This window comes from Streptomyces sp. ADI95-16, assembly GCF_003721495.1.
GTDB classification, from domain to species: Bacteria; Actinomycetota; Actinomycetes; order Streptomycetales; family Streptomycetaceae; genus Streptomyces; species Streptomyces goshikiensis.
Genome location: NZ_CP033582.1, coordinates 1 through 22,587, shown reverse-complemented (window position 1 = coordinate 22,587; position 22,587 = coordinate 1). Strand labels below are relative to the sequence as shown.

Sequence of the window (22,587 nt, the reverse complement as noted above, 5' to 3'; positions counted from 1 at the left end):
AGAAGCGGGGCCACTCCGGCTCCACAGAGGCGTGGTCGCGTACGCCTCCCGAGCCTCATCCCAGTCGAGGCCGCGGGGGGCGAAAGCGCTCCCGCGCGCCCAGCCGCATACGGAAGGACTACGGGGAGAGAGCGATCACGATGACCGCGACAACGGTGATGAGTGTGAGCAGGCCTGCGGCCCCGAGGACGATCAGCATGGTGAGGTTGGAGATCAAACTGCCGGCGGCTTTCCAGCCCTCTGGCGTCAGTCCGGCGATCCGCTGCGTTCGTTCGTGGCCGGGTGCCGGCGGATCGGGGGCGTGCTGGTCCCTGAGCTCTTCCCCTTCGTTCTCGTAGTCGGATATCAGGGCGATCCAGCTGTCAGGCGGCTCGGCTGCGTCTGTTCGGGACGACCGGTGCGCGGTTCCACGCTCGGCCAGTACGCGCAATTCTGCCGGGGTGGGCCGGTCGGCCGCATCGGGGGCCAGGCATGCTGCTGCGAGCGGACGGAGGGGGGCGGGAAGGTCTCTGAGGTCGACCGCTGCGCGGGACACGAGTGCCAGAAGGCGCACCGGGTCGCCGGTATCGGGGTACGGAGGATGACCGGCTGCCAGAGTGCAGAGTGTGGCGCCCAGGGCCCAGATGTCGCAAGCGGCTGTGGCGGGTTCCCCGCGTGCTTGTTCGGGAGCGATGTAGGCGACGGTGCCGAGCGTGACACGGGTGCGGGTCAGGTCGGAGGCGTGAGAGATGCCGAAGTCGATGAGCCGTATCCCCTGGGAGGTCAGCAGGATGTTATGCGGTTTGAGGTCGCGGTGGATCACGCCGGTGGAGTGCAGTTCTTCCAGGGCGGTGGCGCAGTCGGCGACGATGCGGGCGATGGCGGCGGGATGAGCGGTTCCGCAGCGTGCCACAAGATCACCCAGGGAAGGTGCCGCGACGTACTCCGTCGCGAGCCAGGGCAGCGGGGCCTGCGGATCCGCGTCGAACACGCGAGCTGTCCGGAGTCCGGCTGCGCGTCTGGCCATCTTGACTTCGCGGGCGAAGCGGACTCGGTCCCCATCGGTCGTCAGGCCTTCGACCAGAAGGGTTTTGACGGCATAGAGGCCTTCGGTCCCGTTCCGGTTCGCGAGGTAGACGCGGCCCATGCCACCTGCGCCGATGCGTCCGAGAAGCCGGTACGGGCCCAGCGAGGTGGGGTCTCCTCGGTAAAGCGGACGCAGGATCAGGTGGTCGTCAGGCACAATATCCGTCCCCGGTCGGGAAACCTGTATCGGACCTGCGTCTGTGGCGGGCAGGTCGTATCGGACAGTCCGTACTTCAGCACGCGCAGTACTGCGAGGGTGTCCGGGGCCGTATCCGAGCACTGGACGGTCGTGGCGAAGACGGGCTCGTTCCTGAGCGGCGTGACCTCGGTGAGGGCTGCGGGGTCGGGCTGGGCGCCGATCACGCACTCGCCTGGGTGGAAGAGCCGTTCGAGGCAGAGACTGATGGTGGCTGCGCGGCTGGACCGGGTCCAGGCGACCCCGGCGTAGGGGGCTCCACAGCGGTCCGGTATTGCCTGGCTGGTGGAGGCAACGACGCGCCAGTGCGCACCGGGTGCAGCGCAGTCCGTGGTTTCGGGTGAAGTGGCGAGCCAGCGGCCTGCGGGATCGAGGCCGGTCTGGATGCAGTCGCCGGTCCTGATTTCGGCGAAGGCCCGGTCGACCGGCCCGGGCTGTTCGGCCTGCCTGTTCTGGTAGTAGCCGTAGGCCAGTGCGCCGCCCAGTAACAAGAGTGCGAAAGCCATCAGCCCTTGTACGGCCCGCACGAAGACACTCTCACCACGGCTCCGCGCTCCTGTGGGGCGGTCACCAGGTTGCGGCGTCTTGTCCTCAGGGGAGGTGGGCAGGTGTGCCGTCCGCTCTGCGGCGGCCTCTGCGGAGTGGGCCGCTGAGCGCCCGGGGGACAATGGGCTTCCCGACGGTTTCGCGGACTGCTCGGGCGCGGTGCCGACTGCGCGCGGATCGGCTGCGAGCTCGCGGCCCTGGCGTGCGTACGCCTCGATGATCGCGGTCCAGGGACGGGGCAGCCAGCCTTCCGGACCCGCCAGTGTGGGCATCTCCGCCAGTTCGGCGGTGAGGCTGTCCAGCAGGTCCTCTGCTGTCGGCCGATTCCCGGGCCTCAGGGCGAGGCACTCCCGCACCACTGGTGCGAGTTCGCCGGGCAGGCCCGTGAGGTCGAGGTTCGCCTCCGCCACGTACGTGAGCAGTGCCAGCATCTCCATACCGCCCGGGTACGGGGCGCGGCCGACGACGAGGTGGAAGAGGGTCGCACCCAGGGAATAGATGTCCGACGCCGCTGTTGAAGGCTCGCCACGTGCCTGCTCTGGTGAGGTGAAGGCCACTGTCCCCAACGTCAGCTGCGTGCGTGTCAGGTCAGCCGCGTGTGAGATGCCGAAGTCGATCAGCCGTGGTCCGCTCAGAGGCAGCAGCAGATTCTGCGGCTTCACGTCCCGATGCACGATTCCGTGTCGATGGAGCTCTGCGACCGCTTCCACAGCTCCGCGGGTCACCCGCAGGGCCGCTGTGCCGGCCAGCGTGCCGGCTTCTGAGACCAGTTCCGCCAACGAGGGCGCCGGAATGTATTCGGTGGCCAGCCAAGGCCGTTCAGCTTCGGCATCCGCTCCCAGCACGCGTGCGGTGCGTAAGCCTTCCGCCCGCCGGGCCACTTTCACTTCACGGGCGAAGCGCCTGCGGTCGACAGCACTGACTTCAGCCTGCGCCAGGGGAGACTTGATGGCCACCAGCATGCCGTCGGTGAGTGACCGGCCCAGGTAGACCCGCCCCATGCCACCGGCTGCCAGACGACCGATCAACGGGAATCGGCCGAGCCGGGCCGGATCATCGTCCTCCAACGGCTGGATGTCCGCTCCGCTCGACAACTCCCCCACCCCGGGTTCCTTTCGGCGACCACGTGTCATGAGCACGGAAGTGAAATTCTATCCACGGACGGGCCAGAAACTGGTGGCGTTCACCTACAACGGGGGGCGCCGCACCGCTGCAGAGCGGGACGAAGGGCTGCAACTCCCGAACAGAGTGGCGACCGCGTGGCCATGCCGCAGATGTCGAGGGTCGAGCTGTATGCGGCGATCCGGCGGGACCACCACAGCGGCATGAAGATCCGGGCCCCGCTGCGATCGTTGGACGCATGCTCTCTCTGACGATGAATGACACCGCCGCCGAACTGCTCGGGGTACTCAACGGCCTGGAAGCCGTTGAGCCGCCCGGCGGCCTTGCACCAAGCCTCCGTGAGTATGTCGCACAGGGCGTTGTTCGTCGGGGGAATGTGCTGACCTGGGCTTCCTCGGTGGGAAACGCCGCAGATACGCCCTCCTTCTTCAACGACCTCACAGCCTGGGAGTGCTCCGACAGTTCCTTCCATCTGGAGGACTTCGTCCCGGTCGATGTTGTCACCGTTGATGACGCGCCGGTGATCAGCAGCGACGACCAGCGGATACTTCTCATGCACGGCGTCGCATTCGTACTGGAGTTCAGCCGACTGGTCTACGCTCTCAAACCGACCAGCCCCGTGCGCTGCATCGTGGGGGCGAATGACACCAATGCGACCTTCAGGTTCCACCAGATCAGGCCTGGCGAATCGTGGAACATGCCCAACCTCGATAGTTACCGTCTCGACAAGATGATCGTGGCCGATATCGCGCCGGCCACGACCTGACGGATCGGCGCCGGATCGGTTCGCGGCTGCGGACCATCGACGAGTACTTCCAGGTCGAGCGGCCGCTGCTGATGTCCTGCCGGAGGAGCCTGCGTCATTCTCGACATCAGCGGCGTGCTTGATCGAAGCCATCCCCGCGTGCGCGGGGGAGCAGAGCCTCCCCGGTCGAGGGCGGCTTCGCGGATGGGGTTCATCCCCGCGTTGGCTGCGTAGGTTTCAAGCGAGAGCACATGTTGATGGGGTCCGACATCACTCGTGGTCCGGAGAGTGCAGGGATATCGGTGAGAAGTAAGAGCACGTGACGCGGCACGGGCTCGCAGTGATCGCGTGCGGGGATTGTGCGGACCGTGGCAAGATGACGGCATGTTGATCCGAAAGGCCGATGCCGCGTAGGCGTCCGAAGGGGTTGCGCGCGGAGCGTTGGCGGCCCAGAAGAGGTGTCCCGGTTCGCCGGATCCGCGGTGTGTCCGCGGCGACTCGCCTAGCGATCCGGAAGTTGGAAGAAGACCGCCTGTGGCCTGGGGCTGTGGCCGCTGCCCTGGCCGAGTGCCGATCGTATTTGGGGCAGCCAGGGCGCGTTTTGCCGGATCCGGTGATCGGCTGCGACTGCTGTGACCCTTTGGTGGCACGAGACCGTCTGGAGGACGTGCTGCTGTGGCTGCCCCGTGGTGCTCGGGCAGACCTCGGCAGGCTCTTGGCCGGGTTGGACGCTGAGTTCGACCGCAGGGCCGTCTCCCTCAGCTCTCACCTCATGCTGGCAACCCCGTTCAGTGCTTGCGGGTATTGGCGCCGGCGATTCATGGAGAACTGAGGGCCGGGTGGTCTCTCGCCGCTCAGCTGGCGGCCTGCTGCTCAGCGCGGGCGCGGGTGGTGGCGAGGCAGTAGGAGTCGGTGCCAGTCTCGATGATGTTGCCGCCGAAGGTGAGGCGGTCGACGATGGCCGCGCAGAGGCGGGGGTCGGTGAAGGTCTTGGTCCAGCCGGAGAACGACTTGTTCGAAGCGATGGCGACGCTGTTCTTCTCCTCGCGTTCGGTCAGGACCTGGAAGAGCAGTTCGGCGCCGCGGCGGTCGAGTTCCATGTAGCCGAGCTCGTCGATGCACAAAAGATCAACGCGGCCGTAGCGGGCGATGGTCTTGGTCAGCTGCTTCTCGTCGGCGGCCTCGACAAGCTCGTTGACCAGCTTGGTCGCCAGGACGTACTTGACCCGGAAGCCGGCCATCGCGGCCTCGGTGCCCAGCGCGATCAGCAGGTGCGACTTGCCGGTTCCCGAGTCGCCGCTGAGGCAGAGTGGCAGTCCCTTCTTGATCCATTCGCACTTGGCGAGGGTGTGGACCATGGCCGGGTCGATGTTGGGGTTGGCGTCGAAGTCGAACTTGCGCAGTGACTTGTCACGGGGGAAGCCGGCGGCCTTGATACGCCGCTCGGACCGGCGCCGGGCTCGGTCGTCGCACTCGGCCAGGAGGAGCTCGGAGAGGAAGCCGAGGTAGGACATCTGCCCGCGGCCAGCGGTTTCGGCGAGCTCGGGGAACTGGGACCGGATGCTGGGCAGCCTCAGCATTCGGTATGCCTGGTCGATCGCTGCCGTGGCGGCCTGTTCGGCGAGTCCTCGCTGGCGGGGGATGGACACGCTGTTCTCCTTCAGGAGGTGGGGCGGTCGCGGCGGAGCCACAGGAGCTGGTCGTAGTGGGCGACGGAGGGCAGAGGCCGTTTGTCGGGCGGCAGGCGGGCCCGGACGGCAGCCGGCAGCGGGGCGATGCTGGTCCGGTTTCCTGCTGATGGTTCTGGAGCCTCGGCAGGGGCGGTGTCGGCGGCTGTTACCTTGCGGGCTTCAAGAGCGACGGCGTCCGCCGTCAGCGCCCCAGTTCTTAGGGCGGCTGCGAGTCCGGTGACCAGGGGTTCGTGGGGCAGGTGGCGGCCGAGGAGGAGGACCTTGATGAGCGCGCGCGGGTGCCGTCCCGCTCGCCGTGGGCCTTGACGGCAGCGTCCCACCAGGCGCCATGGACGGGAGTGAACCGGCCTGCGGAGCGGGCCTGGTCGAGTGCGGTCGCTCCCGGGCTTGCGCACGAGAGCTTCCAGGTAGTGGTCCAGTTCAAGGCGGGTGCCGCCTTTGGCGATCAGCCGTTCGTGTCGGGCAACTTAGTCCCGGCCGTCGTAGACCACCAGCTTGGAGGCGTGCAGCATTGCGCGGACGTTGCGGCCGATCAGCCGGACAGGCACCGAGTAGCGGTTGGTGCGGACCGATCTGGCCCTCGACGCCGCCCTTCTCGTGGGCGCCGCGGATTCCGGGCTGGCAGTAGAGGGCTTCCAAGCCGATCCTCCGTGAGTTCAGGAAATCTGAAGGCTTCGTAGCGTGAACTCAGGGGCTCCACGGCGGCTCTGCTGCATGAAGGGGTCGGGTTGCCCAGCTGAGAGCGGTTGTGTGCGTCGGCCCATGATCGCGATCCGTCGGCATTTGCGGGAGAATGTGGGGTGCCTACTTCCAGATCGCTTGCATCCTCTGACGAGATACGTGCGTATCTCGTCGATGAGTTGAATCTCGCCCTGCGTCGTCCCGGAATGTTCGGGAAGGAGCCGGAGCTGGCCTTGCGCATGCTGATGGACCACCTGCTGTTCGTGGAGTGTCAGCCCGAGGCCTTGGCCGAGCAGCAGCGCGTCTGGGAAGAGCGCGGCGCCTGGTCCAGTACCGGTGTCGCGGGCGTGTTCCGCGATCTGATCCCGGACCGCTATTACGAGTACGGCATTGCCTCGGTGTATGCCGAGTTCGCGCACCAACGCGGCTGGCTCAAGCCCGACCGCGCACTGGACCGTAACGAGTACGCAGTCCTGCAGGGCGCGGTCCGCCAGTGGGCGGGCGAAGACCGTGTGTGGGCGGACGTCGTCGCCGCGTTCGGTACCCCGTCGATGTTGTTCGGCAGCAACAACCTCTACTACGGCAAGACCCTCGGCTACCTGACTGAGAACCCGGAGGACCCGATGGTGTCCTTCCATCTCTGGAACGGCAGTGCTCCGGGAGGCGAGCAGTCATGGCCACCTGAGCACGAAGAACCGCTCCTGCTTGCGGTGCGGTTCGGAGCGGGGCCCTTCCGCCAAACCGTTACCTTCACGCCGGAGGGCCGGCGACGGCTCCCTGTGGCGTAGAACTCGGGATCAGCGGGTGTTCGGTGCCTGCTGCTCTGATTCCGATTCGGTCACTGCGCTGGTGTAGCGGAGGCTGGCCTTGGCGCTGAGCGAGAAGACGTGCGCGAGGTGGAGGGGGTCAGCGCCGTTTGCGAGGGCCTCCTCGAGGATGCGGTCCTGTCGTAGCCGGTCGACGCCTACGGGTAGGTCCTTGACCAGCTTGTTCATCCAGAAGGTGCCCACTGCTGTCATGGTGGTGGCTGTGTTCCGGCTGATGAGCAGGTGTGGGTTGGTGCTGTTCGGCCAGCGCCGGTGGCGGTAGGCGACGTAATCGGAGATCGCCACGCTGGTGTAATCGTCGAGCGGACGGTGCAGGCCCTGGGGATCGAGTCGGCGTCCAGGTAGATCCACCTGATCCAGCATCATCGCGCGGATCTGGCGGGCGGGCAGCGCATGGATGCCGGACAAGGCCACGACCACGCGAAGGGCCGGATTCTGCAGTGCGGCAATCGCGACGGACTTTACCTCGTCCGCGGTGAGTGATGCGGGGATCTTGATCGCCACCTTGCCGCCTTTGATGCCTCGCATCGGGTTGGCGAAGATCAGGCGTTCGGCCTTGAGCGTGCTAAACAGCGAACGCAGGGCACTGGCGTCGTATGCGCGATAGGGCCGGTCGGCGAGCCAGCTGGTGATGTCGTCTCGGGTGGCCTGCCGCAGGGTTGCGTACTCGCCGGCGCACTCGGTCAGGAACGGCAGGATGCTCCTCAGGTTCGTGACGACCGTCGCGTGGGCACGTGGCCTTCGGCGCGGGGTCCCGTGTCTCAGGACGTCGATCCATGCGTCCAGTTCGGTACGTACATCTGAGGCAAGGAAGGAGAGGTGCTCCTCGCACCATGCGTCGAGCGCGTCAGGCCGGTCGTCGAGGAAGATGTCGAGTTCCTCGAAAACCTCCAGGACATGATTGGCCGGCACTGCGGTGTGGGTGAGCTGCGCGATAGTCGAGGCTCGGATTTGCTCCCCTGGCCGGTGAACCGTGCAGAGAATCCGGATGCCACGTCGCACTGAGCCGAGAGTGCGAGGCGGCCAGCCGCGGAGTTCCGCGATCTGGGCGGCCCGGGAGCTCAAAGACGCGAATAGTTGAGGGTCGAGCGGTGGGGACTTGCTGCTGACTCCGCAAAGCTCGCGCGGCACCTCGAACAACAACAGTTCCGTCCAGCGTGCAGGAACACGGTGCGGCCGCGGTGACCTCGGTTCCGAGGGAACAGGCTGAGGCTGGAGGCCGCCGCGCGGTCGCAGGGTGCCGATGATGAAGAGCTGGTGTCCTGTGCGGGCGGCTACTGTCAGGTCGACGCGGGATTTGTTGTCCGGGCCGGTAATCAGGCTGGCCTGGCGGCGGCAGAGGCGGCAGATTCCATCGATCGCGGCGACCTCGCGTGTGCAGACGTCGCAGTGGCGGCTGGTGGCTTTCGAGGTGAAGCCCCAGCATGCTTTGCAGCGAGGGCGGTCGATCCAGCCCCACCCGAAGCAGTCCCGGCAGCTGCGGGTGGCCCAGGGTCGTGATCGCCGGACGGGCGTGCTCATAGCGGCGGCCCCGAGCGACCCGGTCGGCGCTGGTGCGTGATCGGGCTGCCGCCGACGACCTGCTTCTCCGCCTCCGGTGCCGAGTTCTCCTGCCGAACGTTGGCCTTCTCTGAGACGAGAAGCTCGGCTGTCGTGCAGTCCAGCACCTCGCAGATGATGTCGAGGTCAGCGAGGCGGACGGTCAGTGGCCGTCCGGACCACAGGTGGGACATCTTGCCAGCGGAGATCACCAATCCGGCGTCCGCCAGCATCCGTTGAAGCTCGGATGCCTTCCAGATGTCGCGCTGTGCGGCGACCATCCGCAGGTTCCACTTCATCGGCGTGTCCCTCCGAATCGGGCCGTGGCCCGTTGTCCCGCGCGGATCCAGGCATCTTCGACGTGGGACTTCTCGACGTGTACGTAGATCATGGTCGTGCTGAGCCATTCGTGTCCGAGGATCTCTTGGATGGCAACGACGTCCATGCCGTTGCGGTAGAGATCGGAAGCGGCGAAGTGCCGCAGCACATGCGGTGTGAGCTGGCCGACCTGGTGCGGCAGGTGCCGTGCGACCGCCTCGGCGAGCCCGGTCCGCAGAGCGTCGTCGGTCACGGCCCTGCTGGAGCCGTCGCCGTATCTGCGTTCCGAGGGAAACAGCGGGGCACGGGGGTCGTTGACCTTGTCGTCGAACTCCCAGCGCGGCCCGGTGACCCACCATTCCAGCAGGTCACGGGAGCCGTTGATGAGCGGGACGAGCCGTTCCTTCTTGCCGCGGCCCTGGCTGCCCTTGCCCTTGAGGAGGACCTTGCCGAACCGCCCCAGGTCCCAGCGAACGTCGCCGATCCGCAGCAGGCACAGTTCCGAGATCCGTGGACCGATCAGGCTGGCCAGCCGGGAGGCGGTGTAGTTCCTGGCGGCCGGAGCGTACTTGCGTGCCTCCTCCATGTCGCAGCGCCAGCCGCCGAAGAGCGCGGTGACCTCGGCCTCTGGCGGCGGGATCCGCAGCCTCGCGGAGGTGCCACCGCGGGGCCGGTTCATCTCGTCCAGTGGGGACTCGACGACGAAGCCGGTGGCGGCGTGGATGCCGGCCTTGTGCCGGAGTTCGAGGAACTCGAAGAACACGGCGAAGGCCGCGGCCTGGCGGACCTTGGTGCCCGAGGCTGAGTCGCGGCGGTGCCGCCCGAAGTACCGGTCGAGGTCGTGGGCCTCCATCTCCCACAGAGGCCGGCCGAACCATTCCCGCAGGCCGAGGACGGGGCCGATGTCACCGCGGATGGTGTCGTCGAGCACTCCGGCAGAGGCCCGGGCAAGGACGAACTCAGCCAGCAGGTCCTGCTCGAAGGCCGCGACCTCCTCGGAAGTCTCCAGCCGGAACTCCGGCCGCAGATCGCGCACGACGGCCAGTGCCATCCCGTTCCTCCCCTTCAGCTATCCGACGACTCCGCCATGACAGCTGAGAAGACTTCAGGATTTCCGAGAAATGAGTAGCAATCACCCGATCGTGTCCAGGAGACCGGAAGGGCCAGATCACGCAGCCATCGAGGTCTCTGACGCAGTCGAAAGGGTGCGGGAACCCACGGGAACATGGACATAGTGGGAGCGGAACGCCGTCCAGCGTTCGGCCTCGACGCGATGCCGGGAGAAGCCCAGCACCTGGGCGACCGCGGCCCTAAGGTTGTCCTAGCGGACCTTCCCGGTCGGCACCCCTCTAATATGCGGGTCTCGATGTCAAGCCCGGGAAACCCGCTGGAGCTTCACGTAGGCGTCCGGCAGGATGTCGGACGTGATCCTGAAGTATCCCTGCGTGTGCTGCGGCCACCTGACGATGGACGACGGACCCGGGTCATATCAGATCTGCCCGGTCTGTTTCTGGGAGGACGACGACATCCAGCTGCGCTGGCCGGACTACTCAGCTGGCGCCAACAGGCCTTCCCTGATCGAGGCCCAGCAGAACTTCCAGGAATGCGGAGCATGCGACGAACGGTCCATGGAACACGTCAGGCATCCCGAGGACGACGAGCCGCTGGACCCGAGCTGGCGCCCCATCGACACCGACCGCGACCGCTTCGAGCCCAAGGCCGTGCAGCTAGCCGCCTGGCCTGACGACCGCACTGTCCTTTACTGGTGGCGATATCGAAGCACCGGATTCTGGCGTCCCGCCCAGTGACGTCGTCACCCGGCCTGTTCGTCGAGTCGGTGAAGGAGCCCGTCGAAAATCTGCTCGCGTGCGACCTGCCCCTTGTGTCGGAGGTCAGTTGTCCCTCACTGCTCTCATTCGGCTGGGCTGGCCGATCATCTCGCTGACACGGCATCACCCTAAGTGGCAGGGTCGGCGGTGATCGGTTACGGCAGACGGCAGGGGGCTCCCGTGGAAGCACGGATGTGGAACGGCTTGGTCGGCGTGGTGAAGGAGGCGTACACCGCGGGGTTACTGAGGTTTTCAGGGTGGGGTCGGTGGGTTGATAGCCAGGCCTGTGGCGGTGAGGCAGCCGTCGATCAGGTGTGGCCGGAGCTGGATCCTGCGTAACTCGCGGCGGAGCTTGCGGTCGAGGTCGTCGGGTGTATCGAAAGCGGTGTTGGCCATCGCTCTGCGCACGAGTGACCAGACGGCCTCGACGGGATTCAGGTCGGGTGCATACGGCGGGAGCCGGACGGTGGTGAGCCAGTCGTGCTCGGCCTCGTACTGTTTCAGCCCGGCGGTCAGGTGGGTGTTGAGATTGTCCCAGACCGCCACGATCGGTCCGCCGAGCTGGATGTGGGCCCTCACCAACAGGTCGCGGTAGTCCTTCCAGGAGAAGCTTTTGCGGGCGCCCTTGAGCAGGAGATGGGTGCGGGGCCGGTGGATGAGACGGCTCCTTTCGCCGGGTTTGTAGCAGCACAGGGCGCGACCGAGGTCCGGCGGCGGGACCTGCCCCGGACGCGGATGACGGGGGTGTGTCCGCGCCGACCCCAGGTGCGGGCGCGAGGCGGCGTCATCGAGAATCCGGCTTCGTCCTCGAAGACGATCCAGGCATCGGACGCCGCCGCGAGCCTTTTACCCGGGGCCACACCTCCTTCTTCCAGAGCTCCACCGCGTGCTCGTCGCGTTCGAGAGCACGGCGGGCAGGTGCCTGCCAGGACCAGCCGTGCCGTTTCAGCAGTCGCCACACCGTCGCCACCGACAGTCTCAGCCGCAGACGACGGCGGATCACCGTCTGGACCCGGGCCAAGGTCCAACGCTGATCGTCGAAGCCGTGCGCTGTCGGACCCTTGCCAGTTCTTCCTCGAGTACGGCGAACTGGGCATCGGTGACGGTCGGGGAGTTCGCCGGGCCCGCGGAGTACAAGGCCTCCATGCCGCCCTCGCGCCAGGCCCGGCGCCAGCGTTCCACCGACCGCACACTCACCCGCAGATCCTTCGCGATCACCGCGGTCTTCTCACCCGCCGCGAACCGCTTGCCGGCCTGAAGCCGGATCCCCTCACGAAACGCCTGACGCTCAGCGGTCAGGCCCCCACCCTCCGGATACCTCACCCCACCGGCATACCGCAGGAATCATCAACCGTCACTACCCGACGACAACCCGAAATCCTCAGTAGCTGGACTCCATCGGGCGGGTTCGGGGTGGTGCAGGCCACGATGCGGCCGTCTGCGTTCCGGTGGTCAAAGGCGATCGTGTTGTCCCAGGCGCTGAGTGCGGGGGCGCTGTGGACGCTGGCGGTCTTGACGAGTTGGGCATCGTTCCAGCCGCCCCTGCAGGGGGAGAGGTAGACCTGGCCGGCGCCGTTGTGCGCGGACCACAGGACGCCGTCGAACTCGGCCAGGGAGGGGCCGTATTCGGAGGTCCAGGCGGTAGTGATCTTCTGCTCAGGGATCCACTCCTGGCCGTCGAACCAAGTGTGGTAGAGGTGGCGGTCCCCTCCGGTGTACATGCAGTGCAGCTGGTCGTTGTGGACGGCGAGGGCGGACGGCTGGTCGCTCGCGGCACCCTGGAGGGTGAGCGGGGCGGTCCAGGCCGCTCCGTCGTAGCGGCACCACACGATCCTGTTGTCACCTGGCCGGGAGAAGACGGTGTACAGGTCGCCGCGGTAGGAGGCGATGGCGGGTCTGGTCGTGGTCTTCCAGCCCAGCGGGATCGGCGCACTCCATGCGGCCGCAGACCATTCTGACGGGTTGCCCTCGGCGCGGCTGGTGATCTCGATGTGGCCGGTGGGCCACTTCGGGCGTTCGCCGGTGTAGCGGACGCGGAGTTTGTGGTGGCCGTCCCCGTTGAAGTTCCATTCCAGGTCGGGCTTGTGGTGCAGGACGGCCATGTCGTTGCGGGTGAGGACGAAGGTGCGGCTGCAGGAGAGGTCGTCCTTGTTGCGCAGGGCGTCCATGAGCCCGATGAACACCTTGGCGACCTCGTAGGCGATCGCCACCTCCAGCGGGATGGGATCCGCGATGACCGCGACGGGGTTGTTCAGGAGCCTGTCGATCTGGGTGACCGCGGTGTTCAGGGAGAACTGCAGCTGGTCGTACCACTTGGAGTTGCTCTGGTCGGCTTCCCACACCTGGATGTTGGTGATCATGAGATCGCTGGTGGACTGCTTGTCCAGGAACACCTTCCTGGACGCGGAGAAGTTGCGGGTCTGGTTCTTCTTGACTGCGCCGAACTCCTCGGAGACGAAGCTCTCCCCTCCGTCGTCGCCGCCGACGCTGGAGGCGGCGGTGAAGTAGATCTCGTCTCTGCCGCCACCCTGGTCCCCAACCGCGCGAACGACGTGGAAGTTCTCCATCTCCATCTTCACCCGCCAGGACTCGGCGGCCGGCTTGGCGCCGGCCGCCGCGGCGCGGGTGGCGCCGGCACTGTCGGGGTAGCGGGCCACGCCCGTGACCGCGAAGCCCCGCTCGCCCATCGCCTCCACGAACGCCGGATCCTCCTCGATCCGGCCCGCGGCGATGTCCTCGGCGGTCAGCAGCGACAGGTTCGGCGCCTCGAACGCCTCCTTCGTCAGCTGCGGCATCACCTGCTCCAGGTCCACCATCGAGTACCCGGTCGAAGACGGACGCTTGGTGATCTCCTCCGGCACGATCAGCGTGCCCGGCGCCGCAGTCCGCACCGTCGCCCGGTACGCGGCCCCCCACTCCTTCACCTCCGCCGCCTCGATCACCGTGCCGAGCGCGTCCACGAGCAACCGCTCCAGGTCGGTCAGGGTCTTGGCCTCCCGCACCCGGTCGGCACCGTGCAAGGCCACCCCCAGCAGCAGATTCCCGTAGGTCCCCGACGACGACAGCGCCGCCCCCACGCGGCCGCTCGAACTCTTCCCGGTCAGCAGCGCTTTCAGCCGCTCGATCCGCTCCTGCGACGACTGCGTATCCGCCATGGTCAACTGCCCCTTTCCAAGCGCCCCGGCGCACCGGGCGCGCACTGATAAACGAGTTTGGGCCTCTGCCTGACCGGCTTCCGCGCCGGCAGAGGGGGAGAGCTTTCTAAATCGCCCGACAGTTGACCTTCCGGGCCTCGCCACGGGCGGCGGCCCCGGCCGTGCCGTGGGAGCCGTTGGCTGTGGCCAGGACGAAGGCCGGCAGTGGGACGGCCGGTGTCGGCAGGGGACCGACCAGGCCCATGCCAGCCATGCCCGTGTCGCCGTCCTCGTTGAGCACCCCGGGCCGCAGATAGCGGCTGGCCGAGAGTCCTGCGATCAAGGCGAGCGAGGCGGAGACGATGAGGAGGGTCACGTGTGGATGCCTTCGAGGGGCTGGAATGCGGTCCGGAAAGGCGGCCCATGGGGTGGTCGGCTCCGGGCGGGTCGATGCCGGTGGCAGCCGGTGCTGGAGGGGCAGTTGAGGAATTTCCTGGACCGGAATCCGCAGTTCTACGACGAGGTCTACGGCGGCATCCACCACCTCCCCGTCCTGCTCTGCGGGCGAGCCTTCTCCCGGCACATGAGGGTATGCCGGCGGAAGGGGGCAAGTGGTGAGGGAGGTCCCGGGGATGGTGCTCGGGCCCGCCGGTGGCGCCGATGCTGGCGCAAGGCGGCCGAGTCTGTGCCGGGCCTGGCCGCGCTGCGCGCGGGTGTGGCCTGTGAGCAGAAGTTCGGCGGCCGCCGGGTGTGGTCGTTCAGTGCGTGTGTCTGAATCTGGAAGCCCTGGTACGCGCTGGGGGCCCGTGACCCTGCTGACAGGGTCTTCGCGTCGCCGTTCCTGGGATCACGTGCGTGTTCGTGCTGCTTTGAGTGCGCCAGGCGTGCGCTGAGGGCGCTCGTCGTTCGCTGGCGGGCTGCAGCACCCTTCCAACCAGTGGTTTGCTGGTTACTGTATGAACTCGACCGATGACTATAGGTGATCCTGGTTCCCGCCGCGGTCCATGGGGGATGCGGCGGAGAAGGGGAGCAGTATGCGTACTCGTATCATCGCCCTCGTCGTGGCGGCAGTGGCGTCGGTGTCGGTCGTGGCCGGTACCGCCTCGGCGGCCCCGGCGGATCTGAACGCGCCCTATGCCCGGGCGGCCGCCCGGGTCGCCGCCAACGGAACGCTCCTGGCGACGAAGAACGTCGCGTCGGTGGAGCGGTTCAACGGGCAGCCCACGGGCTATTACTGCGTGCGGGTGTCCGACGCCACCATCGATCTGCGCAACGCGGCGGTGGTGGCCACGGTCAACAACTTCCGGGCCATGATCACCGCCATTCCGAACAGCAACTGCAACGGCCAGACCCGCACCATCACGGTCGTGACGTCCAACTACAACAACGACCTGGCGGACGTTCCGTTCACTGTCGCCGTTCTGTAGCCGCGGCCCGGAGGCCCCCGGCCCGGTAGAGCGGCTCCCGTTCATCGGGCGTCGGTGGGGGTCGACCAGGACGGGCGGATGGTGACGTCGGCCCGCGTCCCGCCGTACGGCGGGAAGGGCCCTTGCTCCGTTGCCGGGGGGTTGGGGCAGGGGCTGTGCACAAGGCCCTGGCAGACCGGCGTCGCGATCAGCCTTGCCCGCCTCGATGCCCGCCTCCCTGACACGCGCAGGGCCCGATTGGCCAACGGGATCCGTCCGGTGCGGTGCGAGGGGCCTGTTCCGTGTCCCATACGAACCCCGCTGCGGCGAGCCGGCGGCCCGGCGAAGCCACCTCGATCACAGGTCTCGGCAGGTCGGACCCGCCGTGCTGGTTCGGGGTGGCTGCGATTCGTCTGTCGGGTTGGGCCCGGATGATCTACAGTGACTTTCTGTCACGGCCCATAACTGTCGGTTGTGTGTGCTGCTCCGTGGTGATGGCCTCAGGGATGGATTCGATCTAGAGAGGGGACACTGTGAGCGATTCCCAGCTGGCTGCTCCGTCCGACCTTCGCGGGGACATCAGGTATCGCGATGACGGCAAGTACACGATGTACGGGATCAGTCTGCGATGGCAGATCGGGGAGAACGCCCCCGATCAGGGGGCCTGGCCGCCTCCGGGGGACTGGGAGGAGGGCAACGCGCCCTATCCGCGCCTGTACGAGGTGTGGATCGACGGCGAGCTGCGGCAGACGGTCTTCCTCCACTGGTCTCCCTGGAACTGGATGCAGTCCAACTCCCACTGGGTGGATCTGGGTGACGAGGAGCCGGCAGGGCAGCTCCATGTGAAGATTCGCGCCAAGGCGGGCGATCAGTTCACGCCGTTCACCAATGTCGTCACGATCGGCTCGGGGCGGACCGGCTCCGAGAAGTGGGCGGCGCGCCAGCCTCGCCAGAAAGCCCCCGAGGCCACCCAGGCGGACCCGCGGCACGGCACGGCCAACCATCCGCGCAGCCGGGCCGGCGCCGCGATCCGGGACCAGGACCCCTCGCCGATCTGTGTCGAGGCGCTCCGCCTCAACACCAGTGCCGACTGGCACGAAGTGGTGCCGGGGGCTGCCAGGATGCTCGCCGACTATCCGTGGAACGATGCTCAGAAGTACCTTGAGTACCGCAAGTTCTTCGAGGAAGGCACCCTCGCGTCCGCGGGGAGCCCGGCGTTCCGCGGTCTGGATCTGGCACCGGACGACACGCTCGGAGACTGGCCCCTGACGGAGCTGGACTCGTCGGCTCCCACCCAGACCTTCACCTACGACTACATGGCGTATCACTGGGGCGAGAGCTGGTCCCACCGGTGGTTCATCACCCGTCCCGACTGGAATCCCTCCGACGGCTTGAGCTGGAAGGACCTGGAGCCGATTCCATTCCTGGTCGAGGTGCACGGTGCGCCGCAGGAAGAGGGATCCGCCAGCTGGGAGTTCGCGTCCCTCCCGCGCCGGACCGGGCGGGCGGCGATCGTGGACATCTGGGGCGGCCACGGAGGGCCGGACACCCCGAACGGCGAGAACGGTGGTAAGACGGGCGAATTCTTCCTGTCCACGTGCGACGTGATGCTGCGGTAGCCGAGCCTCCGCGCCGCCTGACCGGCCACCCCCGCAGGCGGTCGACCAGGCGGCCGGGGCACCGGAGCAGCACCGGATTCGCGCCCGAACGGCTGGCTGCACTCCTGGTCGAGATGGCCGAGCAGCTGACCACCACGGCCGCAGACGCCCCGCTGGCTGCGCTGCGGGCTGCCGGTGTGCTGGAGCGGATCGCCGCCCGGGTCGGCCGGGAGGCCGCCGACGCGCTGTGCGACGACGGTATGTCTGCCGATGCGGTGGCCACCGGGCTCGGGATCACCCGCTCCCAGGCCTTGGTCCTGCTCCTGACCGCTCAGGGCGGGTAACGGCATGCACCGCAGCGTCCGCGCTCGGCGGGGCGTCCGCGTCTGGAGACGTGATCGCGGTTGTCCTGTCAGGTTTCGATGTAGGCGACCACGACGACGGTGCGCAGTGCGGTGACGTAGTACAGGACGCGGACGTCCTCGATCTCGTCGGCGTACTGGCGCAGCTCGGGGCCGGTGCCGTCTGCGGGGATGGGCTCGCCGATCTCGTGGTCGACGGAGATGGCGACCAGGGCGCGGTCCAGGGCGTGGATTGCGCGCTCGGTGGTGAGGTCTTCGAGTTGCTTGGCGGCGGAGTCGCTGAACGCGATCCTGGCGCGTCGTGGGGCCATCAGGCGACGGCCGGGCGCTGGGCGGCGAGCCGCGCGAGGTGGGCCTCGCGCAGTTCTTCCCAGGGCGTGCACTCCTCCACCGGGGGCAGGCCGTTGGTGGCGATGTCCTCCAGGACGGCGGCGAGCCGGTCTGCGTTCTCGCGGGTCCTGGCGGCGTAGGCGCGGACCGCGTCGGCGGCCGCGGGCTCCAACTGCTGCCGCACGGTGCTGGCGGGGGCCGGTTGTTGGCTCATCAGGTGCTCCTGGTCGGTCATTCGGCGTCTAGTGACCACGGTATCGCCGGGACGGTCCTCCGGACCCGGGCACGGACCAACCGGGCCCCGGCGGGGATGTGGCAGGGGAGGCTTCCGCTTTGCCGGGGCGCTTTCGGTGCGGGCAGCGTCGAGGTCGTGGCGGTGGGTCGGGGCGGCATCGTCCAAACCAGATTTCCGGTCATACCTGACTTAAAAGACGCTTACCGTTATGTCGCTGAGAGTACTTGAATCGACACGCATTGCAGTAGTGGGTCGGGGGCGTGGGACGACGCGTCCTCGGACGGCACAAGCGAGGAGTAACGCCATGAGCATGACCCAGAGCGGCAAGCTGACCCTCAGTTCGACCAACTCGACCGAGACGGTGGGCGGCCAGACCGGCACCTTCACCCAGGTCAACTTCCCGACTCCGTTCCCGGCCGGCTCGGATGTCATCGTCCAGACCACCGTGCAGACGTTCAACGGGCCGGAGACCCCCGGTGTGAGGCTGCACAATGTCAGCCCCACGGGCTTCCTCATCCGCCTCAACGAGATCTACGGGGGCGGCATCTCCGCCGACGGCAAGCACTCCGCCGAGACCATCGGCTGGACCGCTTACACCGTCTGACACCGACGGATCGACTCGCGGCGGGGCCTCGGCGGAGAACGCCGGGGCCCCGCCGGCGTTGACGCTGAGGAAGGCACGGCGGTCCGGGGCGCGCGCAACGATGTGGGGTCTGTTCGGCGGCCTCGGCTGTCCTGGGCACAGCGACGGCTGGCTTGTCGGGACGTGGCTGGGTTGCGGGTTGGCCGTTGACGCTCGCGGTGTTGGCCGTGCCGGTGTGGCCGGTGGTTCCCGCGGTGCCGGAGCCGTTGGCGATGGCGCCGGGGCCGCGGCCGGGTGCGCCGCCGTTGCCGGCGCTTCCGCCGGTCTGGGCATCCCGGGCCGCCCGTGACCGGCGCGCCCGCGCCCGGGCGACCGGCACGCGAAAGGCCGCCCTGAAGCTGGGGCCCTGTTGGCGAATCCTGGGCTGGCTCTGCTCCATCGGCCATCGGGTGGAGCAGAGCGCAGACAGAACATGGGCTACAAGGGGCGGACCATTTCCGCTTGGGGACCCTTCTGGCCCTGGGTGACCTCGAACTCCACTCGCTGGTTCTCCTCCAAGCTCCTGTATCCATTGGTCTGGATGGCTGCGAAGTGCACGAACACGTCTGCGCCGCCATCGTCCTGGCTGATGAAGCCATATCCCTTGTCGGCGTTGAACCACTTCACAGTGCCTGTTGCCATCGGTCTCGTCCTTCGTTCGGTGCCACGGCGCGATCTGGACAGCCCTGGCCGCAGCCCAATCGAGCAGGCTCCGGCACTTGATCTTTTCCTCCCGCCACGGCGAAATCCGCCATCCTCCCTGGCCCTCACCCGTGGGGATGAACTTCACCGCGTCACGGGGAAGGAGCGCGGCAGGCGCCGAGCGGGGCGTGGGGAGCGCCGGTGGTGGAGCGGGTGCAGGTGTCCGGGGCCGGTTACCAGCTCACGATCACGTATCCGTCGTGGCCGCTTTTGCCGTCGTTGCGCTTGTTGCCGCCGGGGCCGCCTGTGGCGCCTTGTCCGGCGGTCTTGGGGACGTCGGCGGGCAGGTTTGCGAGGGTGCCGCGTTTCCCGGCCTGGCCGGCGTCCAGGTTCTTGGCGTCGCCGGCCATGTCACTGATGACGCCCGTGCCCGTCGAGGTGATTCCGACGGTGTCGTCGCACTTGTATCCGCCTCCGCCTCCGCCGTGTCCGCCGATCTCGCCGGGGGTGTCGCCGCGTCCGGCCGGGCCGCCGCGACCGGCGTGGGCCCGGCCTTCGGCGCCGCTGCCGCTGCCGCCTCCGGTGCCGCCCGAGCCGCCGGGCCTGGCTCCGACACGGGACTGGAAGCCGCCTCCGCCGCCCCCGCCGCCCGCGATGCCGAGCAGGCTGGCGTGCGAGGAGTCACCGGAGGTGGGAAGGGAGTAGAGGGCCGACTTGCCGCCTCCTCCTCCGCCGCCCGCGCCGCCTCCGTCGTTCGTGTTGCCCGGAGTGCCCATGTCGCCGCCCCCGTCGCCGCCGGCGCCGCCCGTTCCGTGGTACTGACGGCCTTGGACGCCCTTGGGACCGCCGCCGCCCCCGCCGCCGACCCGCACACCGATCTTCTTCGACCCGGATGTGATGGTGATGGTGCACTTCGCGGCACCGGCACCGCCGCCACCCCCTCCGCCGCCACCGGTGCCGTACTGCTCGGAATACCAGCCCCCGCCCCCGCCGCCTCCTCCGCCACCGACCAGGACGACGGTGAACTTCTCTAATTTGCCGGGGAGGTTGAACTCGAACCAGCCCGGCTTGTCGAAGACACGACGCCCTGTCTCTGCCTGTGCCGGCGCGGCGCCGATTCCGCTGGCCAACAGGGCCGCCGTGAGGACCGCCCCGGCCACCTTCCACTGCTGCGACTTCGCCATGATGCCCAATCCGTGAGGTGCCACCTGCACCGTTATGATCACGCGGAAGTCCCCGTGCCGAGACCGCGAGCGCCCGGCTTCACACGAACGGGGCGGGCGGGCGCCCTGTACCTTCCGCGGCCCGCTCCACCGGCGCCGGACACCGCGCCGCGTCGGTGGCTTTCGGCGCGGGAGGGCGGACCGGGAGCGGTCGGCGCGGCTGCTGAAGGCGATCGGCAAGGCCGACGAGGTCGCCGAGGCCCTCACCGGGAAACCGGGTGGGCTCTCGGAGTTCGAGCGGATCGTGCTCCACGGTGTCGCCAGGGTTCCGGGCCGGGAGTACCCGCCTGCCGGCCACGGCTACCCGCGCCCGTGAACGCAATCGCGGATTTCAGTCCCGTCAGTCCCGTCAGCCCCCTCGGTTCGCAGGGATGGTGGGCGTTCGCTGCTGCCGGGCGCCCATCCGTCTGTGACCCTGCGGGGTCGGGGATGTCGTCGATGTCCTGGAGGCCGGCGACCGTCCCGTTGGGTCCTTTGCCGTCTTGCCGGGGCCTTTGGGGAAGCTGCTCAGGCGCGGGTGGGGGTGTACTCGTACCGGGCCGGTGAACTCGGGGATGGCGCGGCGCAGGTACGCCTCCCGTACGGCCTCGGGTTTCTGAAGGCCCTGGGGCTCCTCGGGCGGCACGCCTGGTGGTGGGCGCTCAGGCGGACCGGGGGTTCGGCGGGCTCATCGGGCAAGCTGGGCGTTACCCGACACGCTCAAGATCGTTTATTGGGCATGAACACCACCAAGCGCCTACTCGCCGCTGTCACCCTTGCCGCAGCAGCTCTGTCCGTAGCGGGCACCGCCCAGGCTGATGTGATCGACGCCGCCGATGCGGTCATCCAGACCAGGAACGGCGCTGAAAGCGTCAACGAGGCGAACGGCCTGATCGACCACTCCTTCAACAGGGACCGCGGCCCGAAGCGTTTCCTCACGGAGGACATCACTAGGGTCGAGCCTCAGGAGGTGGTGGAGATCGAGGCCAGGCCTGTCATCGTGGAGGAAGCACCCCGGCCGGTCATCGTCCGCGAAGTGGACTTCGACAAGAATGTCCGCGTGCTGCACGAAGACTTCGACAGGGACCTTGTTGTCGCCGAACGTGGCGAGCAGGACGAGCTCGTGGAAGAGCTCGTGTCCGACTTTCTCGGCGACGACGATGGCGAACTCATCAGGGTTGATAACGAGAACGACTAGCGGCTTTCTTTCCCGGAAGTGCCTGTCACGGGTGGGCCGAGCTCAGTGTGGTTGCACGGCTCCGTATCTTGGCGGGCGCGATAGTCGGCCAAACGGGCCAACTATGATGCTCAGTGCCTGTTTCTAACCGACAACACCAGGCTTGTCCGCCCTCGGGTGTCAGTGGTGCGGCGTCAGTTTGTCAGAGGTGCGGCGTCAGAGTGTCAGGTGTCGTCGGTCAGTGAAGCTGAGTAGTCGCCATGCCCCTGACCTGCGGTGTTTGTGGGTCAGGGGCATGACTGTGCAGGTTGCTTGGGTACTGCGCAATTTCAGCGATCCTCGACAAGCATGCTGGCCTTCTGTTCTGCGGCAGTCAGCCACCGGTCCAGTTTGTATCCAGTGGTGTGTTTGAAGCATTCGAGCCGCGGGAGGATCGTCTGGCACCCCCACGCCGGGTCCCGCGGTGCTGACCGTGTGGACTGGGTGTGGGGGGCGGGGTGGACGTTGGCTGAGGATGTGCGGGTCAGGGGTCTTCAGTAGTGGGGCATTCCTCGTAGCTTTCGGGGAAACCGTCGGTGATGACGGCTCCGATTGATTCTTTTAGGTCGCAGCCTGCGTTTTTCCATTGGATGGCGCCCAGAGCCCAAATGATCAGCGCGATTACTATGAGATAGCTCGTCACGCGACTGGGATCCCATCCGTTCCCGTTCCTGTTCCCGCTTTCGGGTGGGGGCGGGTCTGTGGTGGGCCGGGGCGGGGGTTGCCAGGGGTGTTTGGTGTCCGGTGGACGCCATCCGGGTTCGTCGTCTGCCATGGATCCATTGTTGATTTCCGGTGCCGGCATGACTACCGATGTACGGGGCTGGATCTGGATAATGTTGAACGGGTGGCCAGAATGCATTGTTGACGGGTTGTGGAATGGGATCGTCCAGGCTTGCGGAGAGCGGGCTGTCTGTGACCGGGCCCAGGACGACCCGAGCTAAGCAGTTCCCGAGAGCTCCGCAGGTCAGGATTCGGGCCGCGACACGAACCCCGCCGCCCTGCTGGCTGCCCGCGTAGCGGGCTGGTCCTGGAGGCAGAGCCGGAAGGACCCGGGGCAGGGGAGCGGAGCGGACCGGCCCAACGGTCCGAAGGACCGGACCCCGTGAAACGGGGTCATCCGGGCCCGCGGAGCGGGCCGTTCGGGGTGGAGCGCAGCGGAACCCCGAACCTTGTCCGAAGCGAAGTGTAGGACACCGGACCGAAGGGCCGACCCTGGCTCGGCGAAGCCGAGCCCCGCCGAGCGCAGCGAGGCGAGACTCCTCCGCAGCGAAGCGGAGG

General features: G+C 67.6%; 20 protein-coding genes and 2 pseudogenes. 8 read left to right on the top strand and 14 right to left on the bottom strand.

The window, feature by feature from the left end; translation table 11 throughout:
- Nucleotides 1-118: 118 nt before the first annotated feature.
- Both EES41_RS36900 and EES41_RS36895 read right to left on the bottom strand, forming a co-directional pair.
- Nucleotides 119-1,222 carry a serine/threonine-protein kinase gene (locus EES41_RS36900; protein WP_164496162.1) on the bottom strand — a complete coding sequence of 368 codons (1,104 nt, stop codon included), beginning with the start codon at nucleotides 1,220-1,222 and terminating at the stop codon, nucleotides 119-121.
- Nucleotides 1,204-2,910 carry a serine/threonine-protein kinase gene (locus EES41_RS36895; RefSeq protein WP_164496161.1) on the bottom strand — a complete coding sequence of 569 codons (1,707 nt, stop codon included), beginning with the start codon at nucleotides 2,908-2,910 and terminating at the stop codon, nucleotides 1,204-1,206. The genes EES41_RS36900 and EES41_RS36895 overlap by 19 nt, the downstream gene beginning before the upstream one ends.
- Before the next feature lie 257 nt (nucleotides 2,911-3,167).
- Here EES41_RS36895 and EES41_RS36890 point away from each other — a divergent pair, with 257 nt between their 5' ends.
- The gene (locus EES41_RS36890; protein WP_254211848.1) at nucleotides 3,168-3,695 is read left to right on the top strand and encodes a hypothetical protein; all 528 of its coding nucleotides are present in this window, start codon (nucleotides 3,168-3,170) and stop codon (nucleotides 3,693-3,695) included.
- 833 nt (nucleotides 3,696-4,528) lie between these two features.
- Here EES41_RS36890 and istB read toward each other — a convergent pair.
- Entirely contained in the window at nucleotides 4,529-5,323 is a 795-nt protein-coding gene (istB, locus tag EES41_RS36885; protein ID WP_123082940.1) for an IS21-like element helper ATPase IstB, read from the bottom strand.
- A 902-nt stretch (nucleotides 5,324-6,225) separates the two neighbouring features.
- Here istB and EES41_RS36875 point away from each other — a divergent pair.
- Nucleotides 6,226-6,834 (top strand): hypothetical protein, encoded by a 609-nt coding sequence (locus EES41_RS36875; protein WP_254211847.1) that lies wholly within the window; start codon nucleotides 6,226-6,228, stop codon nucleotides 6,832-6,834.
- 9 nt (nucleotides 6,835-6,843) lie between these two features.
- On the opposite strand, the gene EES41_RS36870 is transcribed toward EES41_RS36875, so the two are convergent.
- The 3 genes from EES41_RS36870 to EES41_RS36860 form a co-directional block, all read right to left on the bottom strand.
- Complete coding sequence (locus EES41_RS36870) at nucleotides 6,844-7,875, bottom strand: hypothetical protein (RefSeq protein WP_164496160.1); 1,032 nt, start codon at nucleotides 7,873-7,875, stop codon at nucleotides 6,844-6,846.
- Nucleotides 7,876-8,390: 515 nt separating this feature from the next.
- Nucleotides 8,391-8,711, bottom strand: a complete 321-nt coding sequence (locus tag EES41_RS36865) for a helix-turn-helix transcriptional regulator (RefSeq protein WP_123082937.1) — start codon at nucleotides 8,709-8,711, stop codon at nucleotides 8,391-8,393.
- Entirely contained in the window at nucleotides 8,708-9,781 is a 1,074-nt protein-coding gene (locus tag EES41_RS36860) for a tyrosine-type recombinase/integrase (RefSeq protein WP_123082936.1), read from the bottom strand. The genes EES41_RS36865 and EES41_RS36860 overlap by 4 nt, the downstream gene beginning before the upstream one ends.
- A 364-nt stretch (nucleotides 9,782-10,145) precedes the next feature.
- On the opposite strand from EES41_RS36860, the gene EES41_RS36855 reads away from it, so the two are divergent.
- Nucleotides 10,146-10,538, top strand: coding sequence for a CPCC family cysteine-rich protein (locus EES41_RS36855; protein ID WP_123082935.1), 393 nt, complete (start codon nucleotides 10,146-10,148; stop codon nucleotides 10,536-10,538).
- A gap of 273 nt (nucleotides 10,539-10,811) precedes the next feature.
- On the opposite strand, the pseudogene EES41_RS36850 reads toward EES41_RS36855, so the two are convergent.
- From EES41_RS36850 to EES41_RS36835, 4 genes and pseudogenes are all read right to left on the bottom strand, one after another.
- Nucleotides 10,812-11,347: pseudogene (locus EES41_RS36850) on the bottom strand (transposase).
- A pseudogene (locus tag EES41_RS36845) lies at nucleotides 11,344-11,882 on the bottom strand (winged helix-turn-helix domain-containing protein). Before EES41_RS36845 ends, EES41_RS36850 begins: the two co-directional pseudogenes overlap by 4 nt.
- Nucleotides 11,879-13,714 (bottom strand): hypothetical protein, encoded by a 1,836-nt coding sequence (locus EES41_RS36840; RefSeq protein WP_123082934.1) that lies wholly within the window; start codon nucleotides 13,712-13,714, stop codon nucleotides 11,879-11,881. The pseudogene EES41_RS36845 and the gene EES41_RS36840 overlap by 4 nt, the downstream one beginning before the upstream one ends.
- A gap of 106 nt (nucleotides 13,715-13,820) precedes the next feature.
- A complete protein-coding gene (locus tag EES41_RS36835; RefSeq protein ID WP_123082933.1) occupies nucleotides 13,821-14,069 on the bottom strand; it encodes a hypothetical protein in 249 nt (82 codons plus the stop codon).
- 658 nt (nucleotides 14,070-14,727) lie between these two features.
- Here EES41_RS36835 and EES41_RS36830 point away from each other — a divergent pair.
- The 3 genes from EES41_RS36830 (at nucleotide 14,728) to EES41_RS36820 (ending at nucleotide 17,041) form a co-directional block, all read left to right on the top strand.
- Nucleotides 14,728-15,120, top strand: coding sequence for a hypothetical protein (locus EES41_RS36830; RefSeq protein WP_123082932.1), 393 nt, complete (start codon nucleotides 14,728-14,730; stop codon nucleotides 15,118-15,120).
- Nucleotides 15,121-15,632: 512 nt separating this feature from the next.
- A complete protein-coding gene (locus tag EES41_RS36825) occupies nucleotides 15,633-16,718 on the top strand; it encodes a lytic polysaccharide monooxygenase auxiliary activity family 9 protein (RefSeq protein WP_164496159.1) in 1,086 nt (361 codons plus the stop codon).
- Nucleotides 16,719-16,831: 113 nt separating this feature from the next.
- Nucleotides 16,832-17,041 carry a hypothetical protein gene (locus tag EES41_RS36820; RefSeq protein ID WP_123082930.1) on the top strand — a complete coding sequence of 70 codons (210 nt, stop codon included), beginning with the start codon at nucleotides 16,832-16,834 and terminating at the stop codon, nucleotides 17,039-17,041.
- Nucleotides 17,042-17,109: 68 nt separating this feature from the next.
- Here EES41_RS36820 and EES41_RS36815 read toward each other — a convergent pair whose 3' ends face one another.
- Together EES41_RS36815 and EES41_RS36810 are read right to left on the bottom strand one after the other, a co-directional pair.
- Complete coding sequence (locus EES41_RS36815) at nucleotides 17,110-17,370, bottom strand: hypothetical protein (RefSeq protein WP_123082929.1); 261 nt, start codon at nucleotides 17,368-17,370, stop codon at nucleotides 17,110-17,112.
- Nucleotides 17,370-17,603, bottom strand: a complete 234-nt coding sequence (locus tag EES41_RS36810; protein WP_123083383.1) for a hypothetical protein — start codon at nucleotides 17,601-17,603, stop codon at nucleotides 17,370-17,372. The genes EES41_RS36815 and EES41_RS36810 overlap by 1 nt, the downstream gene beginning before the upstream one ends.
- A 325-nt stretch (nucleotides 17,604-17,928) precedes the next feature.
- Between EES41_RS36810 and EES41_RS36805 the strand changes: the two genes are divergently transcribed.
- On the top strand, nucleotides 17,929-18,228 hold the full coding sequence (locus EES41_RS36805; RefSeq protein WP_123082928.1) for a hypothetical protein: 300 nt from the start codon (nucleotides 17,929-17,931) through the stop codon (nucleotides 18,226-18,228).
- Between the two features lie 456 nt (nucleotides 18,229-18,684).
- On the opposite strand, the gene EES41_RS36800 is transcribed toward EES41_RS36805, so the two are convergent.
- Nucleotides 18,685-18,888: a cold-shock protein gene (locus EES41_RS36800; protein ID WP_030299464.1), complete on the bottom strand. Its 204-nt coding sequence runs from the start codon at nucleotides 18,886-18,888 to the stop codon at nucleotides 18,685-18,687.
- A 233-nt stretch (nucleotides 18,889-19,121) separates the two neighbouring features.
- The gene (locus EES41_RS42485) at nucleotides 19,122-20,072 is read right to left on the bottom strand and encodes a hypothetical protein (protein WP_164496158.1); all 951 of its coding nucleotides are present in this window, start codon (nucleotides 20,070-20,072) and stop codon (nucleotides 19,122-19,124) included.
- Nucleotides 20,073-20,829: 757 nt separating this feature from the next.
- Between EES41_RS42485 and EES41_RS36785 the strand changes: the two genes are divergently transcribed.
- Nucleotides 20,830-21,288, top strand: a complete 459-nt coding sequence (locus tag EES41_RS36785) for a hypothetical protein (protein WP_164496157.1) — start codon at nucleotides 20,830-20,832, stop codon at nucleotides 21,286-21,288.
- Nucleotides 21,289-22,587: the final 1,299 nt, after the last annotated feature.